Below are 18007 nucleotides of genomic sequence, written 5' to 3'. Positions count from 1 at the left end.
AACGTTTTCCTAAATCCATTTTATTCTGTCACCGTAATAAATCGGGCATCGAACTCGCTAATTGCAAAGTACCCGAATGGAAAATTATCACTATTGGTGGTATTGACTATGTTTCCCTTTATGGTCGCCGGAGGAGTTGCAAAGGGTCCCCCACCATCTTCACCAGATTGGGTAAGGACAAGTTCTGCGTATGTAGCAAATTCATCGTCTATGCCAAAAAGCGTGATGGGAAGCAGGTCACCGGGTTCTACATCTTCATAGAAATAGGAAAACGTAATTTCGCTATCCTGAAAGAATTCATCCTCAATTACCAAGAAATTATCAAATCCAAACGAAAAAAGATAGTTGTTGCGTTCCCCGGGAATATCTGTAAAGGTTATAATGACCTCCGTTTCTTCTTCTTCATCAAAAAGGAAACCATCACCTTGAACCGCATTATCAATAACAGGAGATGCGTTTAGCCTTTCAGTAGCGGTATAAATCTCTCCTTCGTATGTAATTGATAATGTATAGTCCCTATTGAATTGTAATTCCGGGAAACCAATGGTAAAAACACCGGGTTCACTTTCCCCGAGCTCAAAGGCTTCTCCAGTTTCTTCATCAATTATGGACACAGAAGCATTTAGCGCCGGAGGTACTTCTTCATCAAAAAAAGGTGCGGTCAAGGTCAATTTTACTTGACCCACAGTAATAGGGTCTCCATTTCGGGAATTAAAGCCGATGAGAGCATCGATTACCAATCTAGGTTCCGAAGTCGACAAATCAACATCTATAACATCTTCGCAGGCAAAAAAAATAAAAGCGGCAGCAAATAGAAGGGATGCTTTGCGCATTAAATAAGCAATTTTTATGATGGTCTAAAATAGACAATCATAATCGGAAAAAATATGGTTTAACAGTTTCTTAAACCTTGTGGAAAGAATATTAGCCCAAAGATTCCAAGATAGCGTTCAATGTACTGCTGGGTCGCATAGCGTTAGAGGCCATTTCGCGTTTGGGCAAATAATATCCACCAATGTCCATGGAGGTTCCCTGCGCATCAACAAGCTCCTTATCAATAACAGCTTCTTTAGAAGAAAGTTCGTTATACACTTTGCTGAAGATTTCTTTCAGCTCATTATCCTTGGTCTGGTTAGCCAGTTCCTCAGCCCAATACAGACACAGGTAAAAGTGGCTACCTCTAGTATCTCGTTCATTTACTTTTCTGGAAGGCGATTTGTCATTTTCCAAAAACTTCTCCGTAGCATTATCCAAAGTTTCAGATAGGACCTGCGCTTTTTGGTTGTCATTTTTTTCTGCGAAATGCTCTAGCGAAACACCCAAGGCCAAGAATTCCCCCAACGAATCCCAACGCAAATGCCCTTCTTCCAAAAATTGCTCTACATGTTTTGGGGCAGAACCTCCAGCACCGGTCTCAAAAAGTCCCCCTCCATTCATCAAAGGAACAATGGAAAGCATTTTGGCGCTGGTCCCCACTTCCAAAATAGGGAAGAGGTCCGTTAGATAATCTCTCAAAACATTTCCAGATACGGATATAGTATCTTTCCCATCCTTTATTCGCTCCAAAGTAAATTTTGTAGCCTCTACCGGAGAAAGGATATGGATATCCAGTCCTTCTGTGTCATGTAGCTTTAAATATTCGCTTACTTTTTCAATAAGTTGGGCATCATGAGCCCTATTCTTGTCCAGCCAGAAAACTGCGGGCGTTTGGGTAGCTCTTGCTCGAGTTACTGCCAATTTTACCCAATCCTTTATTGGAGCGTCCTTTACTTGGCACATTCTCCAGATATCTCCCTGCTCCACATCATGTTCCAACAAAGTTTCCTCTGTTGAAAGGCTGACTACCTTAACGGTTCCTGCTTCAGAAATTTCAAAAGTTTTGTCGTGCGAGCCGTATTCCTCCGCCTTTTGGGCCATAAGTCCCACATTGGGAACGGTTCCCATGGTAGTAGGGTCAAAGGCACCGTGCTCTTTGCAAAAATCAATAGTTGCTTGATATATACCAGAATAACTACTATCTGGGATAATCGCTTTGGTATCCTGCAAATCCCCATTTTTATCCCACATCTTTCCTGAGTTCCGTATCATGGCTGGCATTGATGCGTCTATAATGACATCACTGGGTACATGCAGGTTGGTAATCCCTTTATCAGAATTTACCATCGCTAAATCCGGACCATTCTCCATGGCGTCCTCTATGGATTTTGTAATTTCTTTGCGTTCGGCTTCAGGCAACTCTTCGAGTTTTTCAAACAGCGTTTCCAAACCATTGTTCGGATTTATTCCCAGTTTGGTGAATGTCGCCTCATATTTGGTAAAAACGTCAGAGAAGTAGGTTTCAAGGGCATGTCCGAAGATAATAGGGTCGGAGACTTTCATCATGGTTGCCTTGAAGTGCAGGGAAAGCAAAAGGTTGTTCTCTCTTGCATCGTCCATCTCTTTGGTCAGAAAATCAACAAGAGCCTTTTTCCTCATTACTGTTGCATCAATGATTTCATCTTTTTGAAGTGCAACTTTCTCTTTAAGCACAGTGGTCTTGCCCTGGGTATTTTTCAATAAAATTTGAACCTCCTGAGCATCTGGAAGGGTAATGGACTTTTCATTGTTGAAAAAATCTCCTTGTGACATCGTGGCTACATGTGTTTTGGAGGTAGACGACCACGCACCCATGGAATGTGGATTCTTTTTGGCGTAATTTTTCACAGCTTTTGGCGCTCTTCTATCCGAGTTTCCTTCCCTTAAGACAGGGTTTACGGCGCTTCCTTTGATTTTATCATATCGTGTTTTGATGCTTTTTTCCTCCTCAGTCTCAGGATTATCTGGGTAATTGGGAATGGCAAATCCCTTTTCCTGTAGTTCTTCAATGGCTTCCTTGAGTTGAGGGATGGAAGCACTGATATTGGGTAATTTTATAATATTCGCCTCTGGAGTTTTGGCCAATTCGCCCAACACCTTTAAGTCGTCGGAAATTCTCTGTTTTTCTTGGAGAAAATCGGGAAAAACAGCTAGAATCCTACCTGCCAAAGAAATGTCTTTGGTTTCAATGTCGATGCCCGCGGTTTTGGTAAATGCTTTTACAATAGGTAAGAAGGATAAAGTGGCCAAAGCTGGTGCTTCGTCCGTTTTGGTATAGAAAATTTTTGCCATTAGTCAGGTGAAATTATTTGAGCGGTGCAAATATACAATGTTATAGCTATTTTCTGACCATTGGGATACTAAGCCGAAGTTAAAATTGGCTGAGGGAGTGGTATAGGGATAAAACAAAAGCCATATCGATGTAGAACATTGATATGGCTTTCTGAAAAGGGCCATCAGATATAAGTCTACGTTTCCGCAAACTGGCAGCCATTGACTGCATCCTTTGCCCCCTTTGACGTTTACTCAACACTATTTGCATTTAATTTTGCAACTAAATAACTCCTAGGGAGTGTTTCCGTTGTTCCAGATTCTATCAGGATAGGACTTGCATCCTTTCCGCACATAAAACCCTTTTATTTTCTCCTCATGACTTGCCAAAGCGTACCAGGATTTGAAATTCTTTTTGAGATCAGTAGTGTTACTAATTTAAAAGAGAAACAACAGTTTTAAAGAACGTCAAACTTTAAAAAGAAATAAGAATTTGATGAACTCTCCTTCATATTTCTTTGACTAAATTATCATAAAGGATGAGAAATCCAAATTTTATAACCATTTTAAAATCAACAATATATGAACCGTGGTTATTAACAATTGTTCATAAAAAAAGGACACCCTTTGGAGTGTCCTTTAAAATAACGTTAAGTGGGAAGTACTTACTCTCTTATTTCTTTTATACGGGCCTTTTTACCAGTCAATCCTCTGAAATAAAAGATTCTGGAACGACGTACTTTTCCTCTTTTGTTGACTTCAATGCGCTGTAAAGCTGGCATGTTGATAGGGAAAATACGCTCTACTCCAACGGTTCCAGACATTTTTCTGATGGTAAAGGTTTCTGTGCCTCCAGAACCTCTTCTCTGGATTACTACACCTTTAAAGAACTGGGTACGTGTCTTTTCCCCTTCTTTGATTTCATAATACACGGTAATCGTGTCACCTGAAGAAAAAGCGGGAAAATCCTTCTTCGGTATAAATTCGTCTTCAATAAATTTTACTAAAGATTCCATGGGTCTTTTTTTGTGATTTTACAAAATCAACTTTCACGCCTCTCGTCAGAGGTTGATTTTGCGTGTGCAAAAGTACTATTTTCTTAAGAATACCCAAGATAAAATCAAATGTTTTTCGAAGGCAGTTCTTTTTTTACGTGCTTAATTACATACAATAAAAGCCCCAAAGCGAACAGAATATGCGGAATTTGTCCCACAACTCCCATTATGGCAATGCCTTGAACCAGATTCTCTGCGCCTTGACTGGCCATAAATGAGGTTCCTAAGACAGAGAATAAAGAGAAGAATAGGGATAACACACTGCCCACGAGCATAAGTACCGTTGCCAAATTTCTTGATTTGGAAAGCAATAAGATACATCCCACGATGACCACTAATTGAAAAATTGTGCTAATAAATCCGGATAAAAGATGTAAGAACTCATAGTTTTCCATATCATTCCAATAAATCGGGTCTTTTTTGCTTTGTTTTCAGAATAGCCTGTTCCTCACGCCATTCGTCTATCTTCGGGGTATTCCCACTTAGTAATATTTTCGGGACTTCAATTCCTTTGTACTCCGCAGGACGTGTATAGACTGGCGGGGCCAACAGATTATCCTGAAAAGTGTCGGTCAAGGCTGAGGTTTCATCATTTAAAACCCCGGGAATTAAACGGATTACCGCGTCGCTTAAAATCGCTGCCCCAAGTTCACCTCCTGAAAGGACGTAATCCCCAACGGAAATTTCCCGGGTTACAAACATATCCCGAACTCTTTGGTCCACTCCTTTATAATGACCGCATAGCATGATGATGTTTTGCTTTAAGGACAATTGATTAGCTATACCCTGATTCAGAGTTTCTCCATCGGGAGTCAAGTAAATGATTTCGTCATAGTCCCTTTCTTGTAGCAAACCTGAAATACATCTGTCTATGGGCTCAATCATCAGGACCATTCCGGCACCTCCTCCAAACTGATAATCATCTACTTGCTTGTAATTCCCTTGGCCAAAATCCCTCAGGTTATGTAAATGCACAGATACGATATTCTTGTCGATGGCCCGCTTTAAAATAGATGCTTCAAAAGGACTTTTTAAAAGTTCAGGTAGTACCGTAATAATGTCTATCCTCATATGGATTCCTGTGTATTGGTCCAAAAATAGTGTAAGTAAGATTGGTCAAGTTCCCATCCCAAGTGTTCATATAACTTTTGAGCAGGATTATCCAAGGCGGTTTCAAGAGCCAATCCTTTGAAGTCTTTTTCGATACAAAAGGATTTCGCATGCTCCAAAAGCGCTTTGCCAATTCCTAACTTGCGATATTCCTGAGCTACGTATAAGTCATTCAAAATGTAAAAAGGTTTAAGGGACACGGAGGAGAACGTTTCATAGAGTTGGGTAAATCCCACAGCTTCCCCTTTTACCGTAGCCAAAAACAGCACATTCTCATTTTTAGTGAAACGCTCGCTCAGAAAACTGCGTGCATCATTCAGATTTGACGATTTTCCATAAAAAATTCGATAGGCATCAAACAAGGGGACAATACTTTCAATATCATCTTGGGTAGCCATTCTTATTTCCATGCAACAAATGTAACTAATTCACCCTTCTACGCTCATCATCGGAACCTGTTCCTCGTTGTCTGGATGATTTGAGTTTGTCGTTCCCAAAACTACGGGAGTACGTCAATAGAAAAGTTCGGTTGCTAAAATCAAAGGTATTTCTGGTATTTAGATTTTGTTCAGGAACGTCAGTTCTCCCCGTGAATTCAAATGAATCAAAAACATCATTGATAGCGAATCTCAAGGTTCCCCATTTGTCGCCAAACTTCTTTTGGAAACCTATATTTAAGCCAAAAACAGGGTCAAATCTCCGTATTCCAAATAATCCTGCTCCGAAATAGTTCATATTTATTTCTGAACTGAAGCTCTTGGTAATTGTAAAGGAACTAGAACTGTTTGCTCGGAACGTGTTCTGCTCAAAACTGAATGGAGCATCTTGTAACACGGCATCAACCTGTGTATTAATGTATATAAAATTATTTTGCATCTTCCACCAGTTTGCGATAGTGATGGGCAGTCCTAAGGTTACAGTAAACAGTTGGTTTTTGTCATTGTTTGCTGCTTCAAAAAATAAACGTCCGGTCGCTTCATCAAAACGTTCCTGAAAACTAGCAATTGGTTCATCCTCGATGGAATACTGGAATGACAGCAAAATGTTTTTGTAGGTGGTATCAAATTTCACTGAATTTGATATCGATGGTTGTAATGAAGAGTTACCCGACAAAAAGGTATTGGGGTCCACAAAAATGACAAATGGCGCAAGGTCATTGAATGTGGGCCTTGTAATCCGCTTAGAATAGGAAAGATTAAAGCCCAACGAATCGTTGACCGCATGGGATACGAATACACTTGGGAATATATTTCCAAAGTTCCTATCCACCACACGCCCATCCGTTTCCGTGTCCAATTCAGAATCTGTTTGCTCATACCTTAGTCCAAGTTTTAGGGTGGTCTTTTTGTTCAATTTATAATCCATCGAGGTATATGCGGCCCAAATATGTTCATTCAAAATACTTTTGTTGGTCAAAGTAGGGTCTTCCACAAATTCTTGCCCATTGAAGGTTGCCACAGAAACGTCATTTTCAAAATTTGAAATAACTGCTTTGACTCCAGCTTCCAGTTTTAGGTTATCATTGAATTGCTTACTGTAATCCCCTTTGGCAACTGCTATGTTTATGGGTGTTGTTTTATCACTAAGTGTAAGTTCTTCCCTTAGAAATGTATTGTTTCCATCAAAAAAACTGTTGACGTAATCTGTTGGGTTTTCGTCGTAATAATACAGATAATCAAAGTCCACACTGAAAAACTCATTTTCGGTGAAGTTATGTTTCAGGTTAATGTTGGAATTAAAATGTTGCCATTGATTTCTTTCTGTATTCAAAAGCTGGACAATGGAGAAGGGAGCTCCATCCTCAGATTCAATACTATTATTCACAGCATCCATGGTCCATTTGTTGTCGTAGGCACCCACTAAAAAACCCAGTATGGTTTTATCAGTTACTTGATAATCCAGACCAAGGCGGATATTGTGATTACGTTGTATTGGGTCGCGGTCAGAGACGGTTTCCAAATTGACGAGAGAACCTTCGTCATCGGTGAAGACCCTGGAAAACTCAAATCGCTGACCTTGGGAATCCCTTAAAAAAGAGTAATTCCCAAAGAGGTTTATTTTATTTTTTCGATAATTGAAACTGATATTGTTGGATGTAGTTGTGCCGTTTCCGAACCCACCAGAAAGCGAATACGTTCCGTTGAGACCCAAGTCCGTTCTTTTTTTAAGAACGATATTGATAAAACCTGCATTTCCCTCAGCATCAAAATTTGCAGGTGGTGTAGTTATCAACTCAATACTCTCAATATTGTCCGAACTGGTACCTTCCAAAAGTTGAACGATGCTTTCTTGGGGCATATAGCTTATTTTCCCATTTATCATGACGACCACACCATTTTTTCCGGCCAAGGAGATGGCGTTATTCTGTCGGTCCACTATGACCCCGGGAGAGCGTTCCAAAACTTCAAGGGCAGAACTCCCAGCCGAAACGATGCTATTTTCGACGTTAATCACCATCCGGTCGATTTTTTGGACGAAAACGGGTTTGGTTGTTTGCACCACAACTTCATCCAATTCAACCCCAGCTACCAGAAATATGGTAGGTAGGGTTAAGTTTTGATTTCCCTGATAATCGAATATTTCAGTGGATTGGGAAGAAAATCCTACCATACTGGCGGTGATGTAATACCGACCTGAGGCGACATTTTCAAATTTGAAATTTCCCCTTTCATCGGTAATCGCACCTTTTACTAAACTGGAATCGGAGGCTTTCTGTAGAAGGATATTGGCAAAAGCAAGACCCTCGCCGTCTTGTTCTATTACTTTTCCGTTTATTTCTTGGGCCTTAAGTTGCAGGCAAAAAAGAAATAACACGAGAAAAAAGACGTTTTTTTCATTCATGTTTTTTGATTGATGATTAATTGCTTAGCAATCAGCAGCTAGGTGAATGTAAGATTTTGGGTAGGAGAGGGGGTACTTTGATTAGAAGTACGTTCTTCATTGGAGGGGAAGTTAAACAAAAAAGCCTCCCGTGGGAAGCTTTTTGTTATTTCTTTTGCTTATTCAGCTCATCTTGCAGCCTTCGACTTATTTTTTGCTCACGTTCCAAAGCCCTTCTTCTGTGGTCTTCAAATTCCGTTTCCAAATCGGCTAAGGCACTTTTTGCTTGTTGGGTCAAAAAATTACTGTTCCTAAACTTATAAATAAAAAGGAATAGGAGGAGGGTCAAAATAGCAATGATGCCCCAAACGATTCCCTTGTAAGTGGCCTTGCTCAGCAACGCCCCAAAAAATGAAATGCTATCCTTTTCTTTGGTAACCGTTGTTAAGTTGGTCGTGGTTTCCTGAAGTTTGGTATTTAGCGAACTGATTTCAGAGTTATTTCCTTCAATTGTGGCTGTTAGCTGTTTTATAGATGCATTTGCGGTAGTAATTGAATCAAAAATACTTTTCTTCATTCTATTCAAATCCGTTAAACGGACAACCTCGTAGCGGATACCATTGGCACTATAATTACCGGATTTTTTCTCCAATGCCTGAAATTGGGAGACCAGACTTTGGTCTTCATCGGAAGCATTGGATTGTTGTGCATTAACCGCGGTAAGGCTAAAGAATAGGGTAGAAGCTATCAATAAATTAGAGACTTTCATGGTGTGTTTATATGTAAATTTAGATTGAGGGTAGGGCGAATTTACGGCAATAAACCAAAAATCAAAAGAAAATGGCTCCGCCTTTTAATTGGACCTTTCCCGCTCTCCTAATAATAGGTGTATCTTCTTACTTTAGAAATGTATTTGGCCAAGCGAATTACCTGATGTGAGTACCCAAATTCGTTATCGTACCATATGTAGAGAACTAGGCTTTTCCCATCGGCTGATACCAGGGTAGCTTTGCTATCATAAATGGACGGAGCCGAAGCCCCAACGATATCGGTAGACACCAGTTCATTACTTAATGAATACTTTATTTGCTCCACCAAATCACCTTCCAAAGCATATTTTTTCAATATGGTATTTACGCTTTCAGATGACGTTTTGGTTTTCACCTCCAAATTTAAAATTGCCAAAGACCCATTAGGTACCGGAACACGAATGGCATTTGAAGTAAGTTTTCCCTTTAATGCAGGTAGAGCCTTGGCAACAGCAGCTCCCGCGCCAGTTTCCGTAATGACCATATTTAGGGCGGCTGCACGACCTCTACGATATTTCTTGTGCATATTGTCCACAAGGTTCTGGTCATTGGTGTACGCGTGGATGGTTTCTATATGCCCCTTTTTAATACCTAAAGAATCTTCGATAACTTTTAGTATTGGGGTAATCGCATTCGTGGTACAAGATGCTGCAGAGTAAATTTTAGTGCTATCTGGGTCAAACTCGTTTTGGTTTACGCCATGCACAATGTTTGGGACTTCTTTACCTGGAGCTGTTAGTAACACCCGTCCCGCACCTTTTGCTTCTAAGTGTCTTGAAAGTGCTTTTTTATCCCTAAAGGCTCCAGTATTGTCAATAATTAGCGCATTGTAAATACTGTATTTGGTGTAATCTATATCCTCAGGATTACTGGCACTAATAAACTTAACGGTTGTTCCATTGATAATTAAGGCTTCATTTTCAGAATCCACATCCACAGTACCCATAAACTGTCCATGAACCGAGTCTGTTTTGAGGAGGGCTGCCCTCTTCTCTAGAATTTCTTTCGTCAAATCACCTCTGACTACTACGGCACGCAATCTAAGCTGGCTTCCACGCCCAGTTTTTGTCATTAATTCCCGAGCCACCAATCGCCCTATTCTTCCGAAGCCATAGAGCACGACATCTTTCGGTTTTATCTCTTTGGTGGCATGCGCATCCTTTAGTTTGTCCAGAACAAATGCTTTGACATTCAAGTGGGTGTTATCCTCGGAATGATACTCATAGGTCAGTTTTCCTATGTCCAATTTGGCAGGAGGAAGGTTGATGTCATTAATGGCCCTCAAAATTTCCACCGAATCAAAAATGGAAATGGGCTTTTGGACGAATTCGCCAGCATATTCATGCAAATTGATAATATCACTTACATTCTTGTCGATAATCTGGTTTTTGAAAAGAACCACTTCAATGGCCTTGTCATACCATAGGTCACTGATAATCTTTATGAATTCTGTGGTGGCTTTTCTTCTATCTGCCTGAAAGGCAAGTTCTTTTTCGTAAGACCGGATGTCGCTCATTTTAGGTTTTGTTGCTTTTTAAAATTTTCGGCAAAATTAGATATTTCAAACGTTTTCGTAAAGTCTTTTTTCCATAAAAAAACACCCAAGATTGGGTGCTTTTATGTTTTAGGTATTAAGGTAAGGACTACTGTAGAATAAGCCGCTCTTTTTCTCCATTTTTATTGATCATGGTAAAGCTGGTGCGACCGTATCTGGATATCTCACCAAAAACCTCCCGAGCCTCTTCAATATTGCTGATTTTTTTGCCATCCACTTCGGTGATGACCTTGTCTCTTAAATCATATCGATTATACCCTTCGGGAACGTCTATAATTTTCACTCCTTCTTTCACCCCAAATTCCTTCTGATCCTCCTTGGATAGGTTTTTCACCATGAAACCTGTAGCGGGCAATTGAATGGTTTGTTGTTTTTTCAACCGCACATTTCGGGTAAGTCTTTGCCCATTTCTATCCACAGCCACTTCAATAACATCTCCGGGTCTTTTGGAAGAAATATATCCGATTAATTCTGAAAACTTACGCACTAAGACATCGTCTACCTTTTTGATGACGTCACCTTCTTGTAAACCAGCGGCCTCAGCTCCTGAATCTTTGGTGATTTCAGAAATATAGACCCCCTCAATTTCATCTATGCCTAATTCGGCTGCACTCTCGGTGTTTAAATCCCCACCTCTTATACCTAAAAGACCTCTTTGTACATTACCAAACTCCATCAAATCCTCGATGACTTTTTTGGCAATATTACTGGGTACTGCAAAAGCGTAACCCACATAGGACCCGGTTTGGGAGGTAATCGCTGTATTAATTCCGATTAAATCTCCATTGGTGTTTACAAGTGCACCACCGCTATTACCTGGGTTCACGGCGGCATCTGTTTGGATAAAAGATTGATTTCTACCCAAAGAACGTGCTTTGGCACTAACAATCCCAGCGGTAACCGTAGAAGTCAAGTTAAATGGATTTCCTACGGCCAATACCCATTCGCCCACTTTCGTATTATCTGAATCACCGAAGGCCAAATAGGGTAGGGCCTCATCTGTATTAATTTTCAAAAGGGCAATATCGGAGTCCTTATCAGCTCCAACCACTCGGGCCTCATATGTTTTTTTGTTGTTTAAGGTAACCTCCAGCTGACTGGCATTGGCAATAACATGGTTATTGGTAACTATGAAACCATCCGGTGAAATAATAACGCCCGAACCTGTTCCAATTTGGGGGGTTTCCTTTCTTTCAAATCCGTAGAAAAAATCAGCAATACTGCTAGACCCCTTGTTTGTACTCAAATTCTTTACGTGAACCACGGAATTGACCGTTTTTTCGGCGGCTAAGGTAAAGTCTACCTCATTGATACCAGCGCCTTTGGCTGAAGCGGATAAGGCACTCGTTTGTATCAAGGGAGTCTCTTGCGATGCTTCAACAATTTTATAGGTATCTTTTTCAAAGAATAATTTATATGCCCCTAAGGTAATTGCCCCTGCAAATAGGGAAACCAAAAATAAACCTGCAATTTTCTTCATAATTCAATAAATATTTAACATTTGGCTTTAACAAAATTAAATGAAATCACTATTGCGTTGCCCTGTTTAACTCCCTTTTAACTACAAAATTTTCCCTAAAGAATGCCCTATATTTGTGCTTTTGAATCAAAGCATGAAGGCCGAATTTTATAAATATCAAGGAACTGGAAATGACTTTGTCATAATGGACAACCGGCAAGACATTTTCCCCAAAAACAATACCAAGCTCATCACGGAGCTTTGCGACCGTCGTTTTGGTATTGGGGCTGATGGTCTTATCCTTCTAGAAAATGACAATTTGTCGGATTTTCGAATGGTATATTACAATTCAGATGGAAGCCAAAGCCTGTGCGGCAATGGCGGACGTTGTGCGGTTGCTTTTGCCCATTTTTTGGGAATTATAAAAGAGGAAACCACTTTCAACGCTATAGATGGCCTGCACTATGCGTCCATCGAAGGAGATGAGGTAAATCTAAAGATGGGGAATGTGGATGAGGTAAAGGAAAAGCAATCCTACAGTTTTTTGAATACAGGTTCGCCGCATCATGTACAACTCGTTGAGGATTTGGAAAAAATGGATGTTAAAAGCGTAGGTGCCAAACTTCGATATGGCATGTATGGGGAATCAGGAAGTAATATAAATTTTGTTTCGGAGGCACCAGATGGTTCTTTCAATGCCCGAACATACGAGCGTGGTGTTGAAGATGAAACGCTTTCTTGTGGAACTGGGGTTACTGCCGTGGCCATCGCTATGCATAAAATGGGAAAAACCAAATCCGATACGGTTTATATCAATATGCCAGGGGGAAAATTGACCGTTAGTTTCCATCAAGAAAATGGGACATACACTGATATTTTTTTAAAAGGACCTGCCAAGCAAGTATTTAAAGGGGAAGTTGAATGGTAAATCTGAAAGGAAAACATATTCAATTGCGTGCTTTGGAGCCTTCTGATTTGGATTTTTTATATCAGCTTGAAAATGATACGGCGATATGGGAAATCAGTGGCACATCCAAACCCTACTCTAAAAAGGTGCTGAAATTTTATCTGGAAAATGCCCATCGTGATATTTATGAAGTAAAACAATTGCGCTTGTGTATTTGTGACATGGACAATGTTTGTTTGGGATTAATTGACCTATTTGATTTTGACCCAAAAAATGCCCGAGCCGGTATGGGAGTAGTTATTTCGAAGCCAGAAAATAGAAATAAAGGAATAGGGGCCGAGGCCATAACCCTTTTTTGTGATTATGCTTTTTCAATACTTCATCTACATCAGATTTATGCTAATATTTTGGAGGATAATACCCCTAGCATAAATCTATTCACCAAACTTGGGTTTGAAGAAATTGGAAAGAAAAAGGAATGGGTACGAACGAGTTCAGGTTTTAAAAATGAAATCATGTACCAAAAATTAAATCCCCATGTACATTAGAAAAATACTCTGGATTGTTGCTGTTTTAGGATTGGTGGTATGTGGTTTTTTCGCCTATCAAATCTATGCAGCCATTTTTAGTCCCAATACCCAATTCAATAATGAAACCGCTTATGTTTTTATTCCTTCGGATGCTTCATTCACAGAAGTTGCCGAGCAATTGCAACCGTTATTAAAGGATATGGCTTCATTTGAAGCTGTGGCTAAGCGCAAGGGTTATATAAATAATATTAAGGGGGGGAAATTCCCCTTGAAGCCCGGAATGAACAACAACGAAATCATAAATTCACTAAGAAGCAACAATACCCCGATACGGGTTTCATTCAACAACCAGGAATCCCTGGCTTCTCTTGCCGGGAGAATTAGTGAGCAATTGGAAGCGGATAGCACTGAGTTGCTAAGTGCTTTCGATTCACCGGAATTTTTACGGGAAAATGGGTTCTCGGAGGACACCAAATTGGCTATGTACCTTCCCAATACCTATGAGTTTTTTTGGAATAGTTCGGCGGAAACATTTCGGGACAAGATGTTGGCAGAGTACAAGAGGTTTTGGAACCAAGACCGCCTGACAAAAGCGAAAGCACAAAACTTAACCCCTTTGCAGGTTATTTCCCTTGCCTCCATTGTACAAAAGGAAACAGCAAAGGTGGATGAACGTCCAAGAGTGGCCGGGGTTTATTTGAATCGCATCAAAAAAGGTATTTTACTTCAAGCGGACCCAACCGTAATTTATGCGATAAAGAAAGAAACTGGAAATTATGACACCATAATAAAACGTGTCCTGTATCGAGATTTGGAAATTGATTCTCCTTATAATACCTATAAATATAAAGGTGTACCTCCAGGTCCAATTGCTATGCCGGACATTTCATCCATTGATGCCGTCTTGAATCGTGAAAAACACGACTATCTTTTCTTTGTTGCGGACGTATCTAATTTTGGCTATCACAAGTTCGCCGAGACTTTAGCGCAACACAACCGGAATAAGGCCCAATATATCCGTTGGCTAAATGCACAAAAAACCTATCGCTAGTACTCTTTACCGTTAATTTTCAACGATTTAACGTTATTTGGGCTCCTTTTATGAAAATATTAGGAGCTTTAACATTGTTAACAAAAAGTCTCCCACTATATTTGCCGGCCAAAATAAAATTTCGGTGCGCTTAGCATTGAAATCTTAAATATGTGAATTATGAAAAGATGGATTAGTTTTATTTTGCATCTTGCCATGATTGTCATTTTAACGAGTTTCGGCTCGTACTCGGTAACTAAAAAGGAATACCCCAAAGTTCCTGAAAACCTCCGAGTGACACTAGAAATTGAACCTACAGTTTCCAGCGAATTGGATTCGATACGGGAAACTGCTATTGCTCCGCCCTTTTTGGGCAAATCGTACAACGGCTTCAAGGAGGCCTTGGCTTTTAAAGAGTCACAAGGACGCTATCAAGTAGTGAATACCTTGGGTTATCTTGGAAAGTATCAGTTTGGACGAAGCACTTTGAAATTGATAGGTGTATATGACACCGACGATTTTTTGAATAACGCCCCGCTACAGGAAAGGGTCTTTGAAGTAAACGTAGCCCGTAATAAATGGATTTTGCGAAGAGACATTAAGCAATTTAATGGAAAGCGAATCCGTGGAATTGAAATTACCGAATCGGGTATTCTAGCAGCAGCACACTTAGCCGGTGCAGGCAACGTAAAAAAATACCTGCGATCGTATGGTAAGAATGATGTTGCTGACGCTTACGGAACTACCATTTCCTACTATATGAAAAGATTCGGTGGGTTTGATGTTTCAGAGATTCATCAAAAACGTAACGCAAAAGTATAATACAGAAGTTTTTTAATCATAACGATTACCCGGTTTCAATTTTGAGGCCGGGTTTTTTTATGCCTGAATGATAAAAATGGTAGGTCTTTTGTTCAAATCAATTTCCAATTCCTTCCATTCATGTACAATTTTGGTTTTTATGAACTCGGTGGGCAAGGTAATATCTGTAGCAATACATAATCGAGTACTTCTTTGAAGGGTTTTGGTCAATTCTGCCAATAGTTTGTCATTTCGGTAGGGGGTCTCCATAAAAATTTGAGATTGTCCGGTTTCCCGGGATAGGCGTTCCAAGCGTTTGATCATAGCTTTGCGTTCTGGACCTTCAATGGGCAGATACCCATTGAACGCGAAATTCTGGCCATTCATACCACTAGACATCATGGCCATCAATATGGAAGAAGGCCCTACCAGTGGAACAACTTGAATTCGTTTCTCGTGGGCTATTCTCACAATATCGGCTCCTGGGTCGGCAATTCCGGGACAACCTGCTTCGGAAAGCACACCTACGTCATCCCCATGGATACAAGGGTCCAAAAAAGCTGGGATGGCAGCAGGGTCTGTATATTTATTGATTGTCTCAATCTGAATATCCCCTTGGGATTTACCTGGGCTTACTTTCTTTATGAATCTTCGGGCCGTTTTCTCGTTTTCAACCACATAGTAATCAATATTCTCAATCGTCCTTTTAATGGAAATTGGGAGCACTTCCAAAGGAGCATTGTCCCCTAAGGTTGTGGGAATAAGATATACTTTACCAGCGACTAAACTGGGACTGGGTTTATTTTCATCCATTAAGATTCAATTTTGTAACGATTTCGTCGCAGGCGGAATCGATAAGCTGATACACTTTTTCAAATCCATCATCTCCTCCGTAATAGGGATCGGGAACTTCTTGGATGCCATGGGCTAATTCACTTAATAGCAACTTCACTTTTTTAATTTGATGTTCAGAAGTAGCCAAATTAAGAACATTGGAAAAATTACTTTTATCCATGACATAGATGTGGTCAAACTCTTCAAAATCTCCAACAGAAAATTTACGACATCTTTGCTGACCAATCTCTAAACCGTGATTTCTTGCAACCCAAATGGAACGTGGGTCTGGAGGATTTCCAATATGATATCCGGCCGTTCCCGCAGAGTCGACATAAACCTTATCTGAGTCTACTTTGGATTTGAGAATACCTTCAGCCAATGGCGACCTACAAATATTTCCGAGGCAAACCATTAAAACCTTGGTTTTCATCAATAAAAAAGGAGATTAAGAGAACTTCTTGTTCAAGTCCTCAATATATTTTCTGAATTGTTTGTCGGTTTCAGCAAGATTATCCACGGTTTTACAGGCATGCAACACGGTGGCATGGTCCCGCTTGCCAATTTGGGAACCGATACTTGCCAAGGAAGCCTTGGTGAACTTTTTGGCAAAGAACATGGCCAACTGACGGGCCTGAACAATATGTCGCTTACGCGTTTTGGATTGAAGTGTGGCCACATCCATTTCGAAGTAGTCAGAAACTACCTTTTGGATATAGTCGATAGAAACTTCGCGTTTGGTATTTTTAACGAACTTCTCAACCACTTGCTGTGCCAATTCCAATGTCACCTCTCGCTTATTAAATGACGATTGCGCAATCAGCGAGATTATCGCTCCTTCCAGCTCACGGATGTTGGTCTTGATATTTTTGGCAACGTGATCTACAATATCCTCAGGCATTTCCACCCCATCACGATAAAGCTTGTTTTTAAGAATTGAAACCCGGGTTTCATAATCAGGACTTTGCAATTCCGCCGAAAGTCCCCACTTAAATCGAGACAATAAGCGTTGTTCTATGTCCTGCATGTCCACGGGTGCTTTATCCGAGGTTAATATGACCTGCTTTCCGTTTTGGTGCAAATGATTGAAAATATGGAAGAACACATCTTGTGTTCCAGATTTTCCGGAGAGAAATTGAACATCGTCGATAATCAATACATCAATTAGCTGATAAAAATGAATGAAATCGTTACGCGTGTTCTTTTTAACGGACTCAATATACTGCTGGGTAAATTTCTCAGCAGATATATAGAGAACCGTCTTCTCTGGGTATTTATCCTTTATTTCAACACCAATAGCATGGGCCAGGTGGGTTTTACCCAAACCAACCCCACCAAATACCAGTAAGGGATTAAAGGATGTGCCACCAGGTTTGTTGGCTACGGCCATACCTGCAGAGCGTGCCAAACGATTGGAATCCCCTTCCAAGAAATTTTCAAAATTATAACCTGGATTGAGCTGCGATTCGATTTTTATATTTCGAATGCCAGGAATTATAAAAGGATTCTTTAATTCAGGACTTTTGGAGGTTATGGGAACATCCAATTCTTGAGGAGCCATTGCCGTTCTGTTTGAACTGGGAATCTGTTCTGTAAAAGGTTCTTTATTGCCGTATTTATTTTCCATCTTTATGATATAGATGAGTTTGGCGTTTTTTCCTAATTCTTTAGTGAGGGCAACTTTTAATAGTTTAACGTAGTGTTCTTCAAGCCATTCATAGAAAAACTTACTGGGAACTTGAATGCTGAGCGAATTATCTGTTAATCTGATAGGCTTAATAGGCTCAAACCAAGTTTTGAATGCCTGCGGTTGGATATTATCCTGGATAAAAGCCAAACATTTGTTCCATACGGAATTTGCAGTGACACTCATAAAAGTTTTTCCTTGTTTGTTGGTTAGCTAAATAATTTATTTGCTAAGAGCATCTAGGGTTGAAAGATGCTCGTTGGATGCGACAAATATGTGAACAA

At 40.2% G+C, this 18007-nt stretch carries 17 protein-coding genes; 4 read left to right on the top strand and 13 right to left on the bottom strand.

The genetic code is table 11. The features are described 5' to 3' along the window. Positions 1-20: 20 nt before the first annotated feature. From ACSLUF_RS10160 to ACSLUF_RS10115, 10 genes are all read right to left on the bottom strand, one after another. The gene (locus tag ACSLUF_RS10160) at positions 21-833 is read right to left on the bottom strand and encodes a DUF4249 domain-containing protein (RefSeq protein ID WP_435622672.1); all 813 of its coding nucleotides are present in this window, start codon (positions 831-833) and stop codon (positions 21-23) included. Between the two features lie 91 nt (positions 834-924). Continuing rightward, entirely contained in the window at positions 925-3147 is a 2223-nt protein-coding gene (locus ACSLUF_RS10155) for an NADP-dependent isocitrate dehydrogenase (protein ID WP_435622671.1), read from the bottom strand. Positions 3148-3791: 644 nt separating this feature from the next. After that, positions 3792-4142, bottom strand: a complete 351-nt coding sequence (gene rplS / locus ACSLUF_RS10150) for a 50S ribosomal protein L19 (RefSeq protein ID WP_435622670.1) — start codon at positions 4140-4142, stop codon at positions 3792-3794. A gap of 104 nt (positions 4143-4246) precedes the next feature. After that, positions 4247-4576, bottom strand: a complete 330-nt coding sequence (locus tag ACSLUF_RS10145; protein ID WP_435622669.1) for a hypothetical protein — start codon at positions 4574-4576, stop codon at positions 4247-4249. 1 nt (position 4577) lies between these two features. Further along, positions 4578-5252 carry a tRNA (guanosine(37)-N1)-methyltransferase TrmD gene (trmD, locus tag ACSLUF_RS10140; RefSeq protein ID WP_435622668.1) on the bottom strand — a complete coding sequence of 225 codons (675 nt, stop codon included), beginning with the start codon at positions 5250-5252 and terminating at the stop codon, positions 4578-4580. After that, positions 5249-5701 (bottom strand): N-acetyltransferase family protein, encoded by a 453-nt coding sequence (locus ACSLUF_RS10135; RefSeq protein WP_435622667.1) that lies wholly within the window; start codon positions 5699-5701, stop codon positions 5249-5251. Before ACSLUF_RS10135 ends, trmD begins: the two co-directional genes overlap by 4 nt. A 13-nt stretch (positions 5702-5714) precedes the next feature. Next, complete coding sequence (locus ACSLUF_RS10130) at positions 5715-8132, bottom strand: TonB-dependent receptor domain-containing protein (RefSeq protein ID WP_435622666.1); 2418 nt, start codon at positions 8130-8132, stop codon at positions 5715-5717. 145 nt (positions 8133-8277) lie between these two features. After that, entirely contained in the window at positions 8278-8880 is a 603-nt protein-coding gene (locus ACSLUF_RS10125) for a tRNA (guanine-N1)-methyltransferase (protein ID WP_435622665.1), read from the bottom strand. A 107-nt stretch (positions 8881-8987) separates the two neighbouring features. Then, positions 8988-10436, bottom strand: a complete 1449-nt coding sequence (locus ACSLUF_RS10120; RefSeq protein WP_435622664.1) for a glyceraldehyde-3-phosphate dehydrogenase — start codon at positions 10434-10436, stop codon at positions 8988-8990. 127 nt (positions 10437-10563) lie between these two features. Continuing rightward, the gene (locus ACSLUF_RS10115; RefSeq protein WP_435622663.1) at positions 10564-11955 is read right to left on the bottom strand and encodes a trypsin-like peptidase domain-containing protein; all 1392 of its coding nucleotides are present in this window, start codon (positions 11953-11955) and stop codon (positions 10564-10566) included. A gap of 133 nt (positions 11956-12088) precedes the next feature. On the opposite strand from ACSLUF_RS10115, the gene dapF reads away from it, so the two are divergent. The 4 genes from dapF to ACSLUF_RS10095 all read left to right on the top strand — a co-directional run bounded on the left by dapF (position 12089) and on the right by ACSLUF_RS10095 (position 15223). Further along, positions 12089-12862, top strand: coding sequence for a diaminopimelate epimerase (gene dapF / locus ACSLUF_RS10110; protein WP_435622662.1), 774 nt, complete (start codon positions 12089-12091; stop codon positions 12860-12862). After that, positions 12856-13389: a GNAT family N-acetyltransferase gene (locus ACSLUF_RS10105; protein WP_435622661.1), complete on the top strand. Its 534-nt coding sequence runs from the start codon at positions 12856-12858 to the stop codon at positions 13387-13389. Before dapF ends, ACSLUF_RS10105 begins: the two co-directional genes overlap by 7 nt. After that, a complete protein-coding gene (mltG, locus tag ACSLUF_RS10100; RefSeq protein WP_435622660.1) occupies positions 13379-14422 on the top strand; it encodes an endolytic transglycosylase MltG in 1044 nt (347 codons plus the stop codon). The genes ACSLUF_RS10105 and mltG overlap by 11 nt, the downstream gene beginning before the upstream one ends. A 159-nt stretch (positions 14423-14581) precedes the next feature. Then, a complete protein-coding gene (locus ACSLUF_RS10095; RefSeq protein ID WP_435622659.1) occupies positions 14582-15223 on the top strand; it encodes a hypothetical protein in 642 nt (213 codons plus the stop codon). Positions 15224-15280: 57 nt separating this feature from the next. On the opposite strand, the gene ACSLUF_RS10090 is transcribed toward ACSLUF_RS10095, so the two are convergent. From ACSLUF_RS10090 to dnaA, 3 genes are read right to left on the bottom strand one after another with little or no spacing between them, the layout of a single operon-like run. Further along, a complete protein-coding gene (locus ACSLUF_RS10090) occupies positions 15281-16015 on the bottom strand; it encodes an SAM-dependent methyltransferase (RefSeq protein WP_435622658.1) in 735 nt (244 codons plus the stop codon). Further along, positions 16008-16469: a low molecular weight protein-tyrosine-phosphatase gene (locus ACSLUF_RS10085; RefSeq protein WP_435622657.1), complete on the bottom strand. Its 462-nt coding sequence runs from the start codon at positions 16467-16469 to the stop codon at positions 16008-16010. Before ACSLUF_RS10085 ends, ACSLUF_RS10090 begins: the two co-directional genes overlap by 8 nt. Before the next feature lie 15 nt (positions 16470-16484). After that, positions 16485-17909 carry a chromosomal replication initiator protein DnaA gene (gene dnaA / locus ACSLUF_RS10080; RefSeq protein WP_435622656.1) on the bottom strand — a complete coding sequence of 475 codons (1425 nt, stop codon included), beginning with the start codon at positions 17907-17909 and terminating at the stop codon, positions 16485-16487. Positions 17910-18007 lie beyond the last annotated feature (98 nt).

Source organism: Flagellimonas sp., from assembly GCF_965601775.1.
Classification (GTDB): Bacteria; Bacteroidota; Bacteroidia; order Flavobacteriales; family Flavobacteriaceae; genus Flagellimonas.
This window is presented reverse-complemented; position numbering and strand designations above follow the sequence as displayed.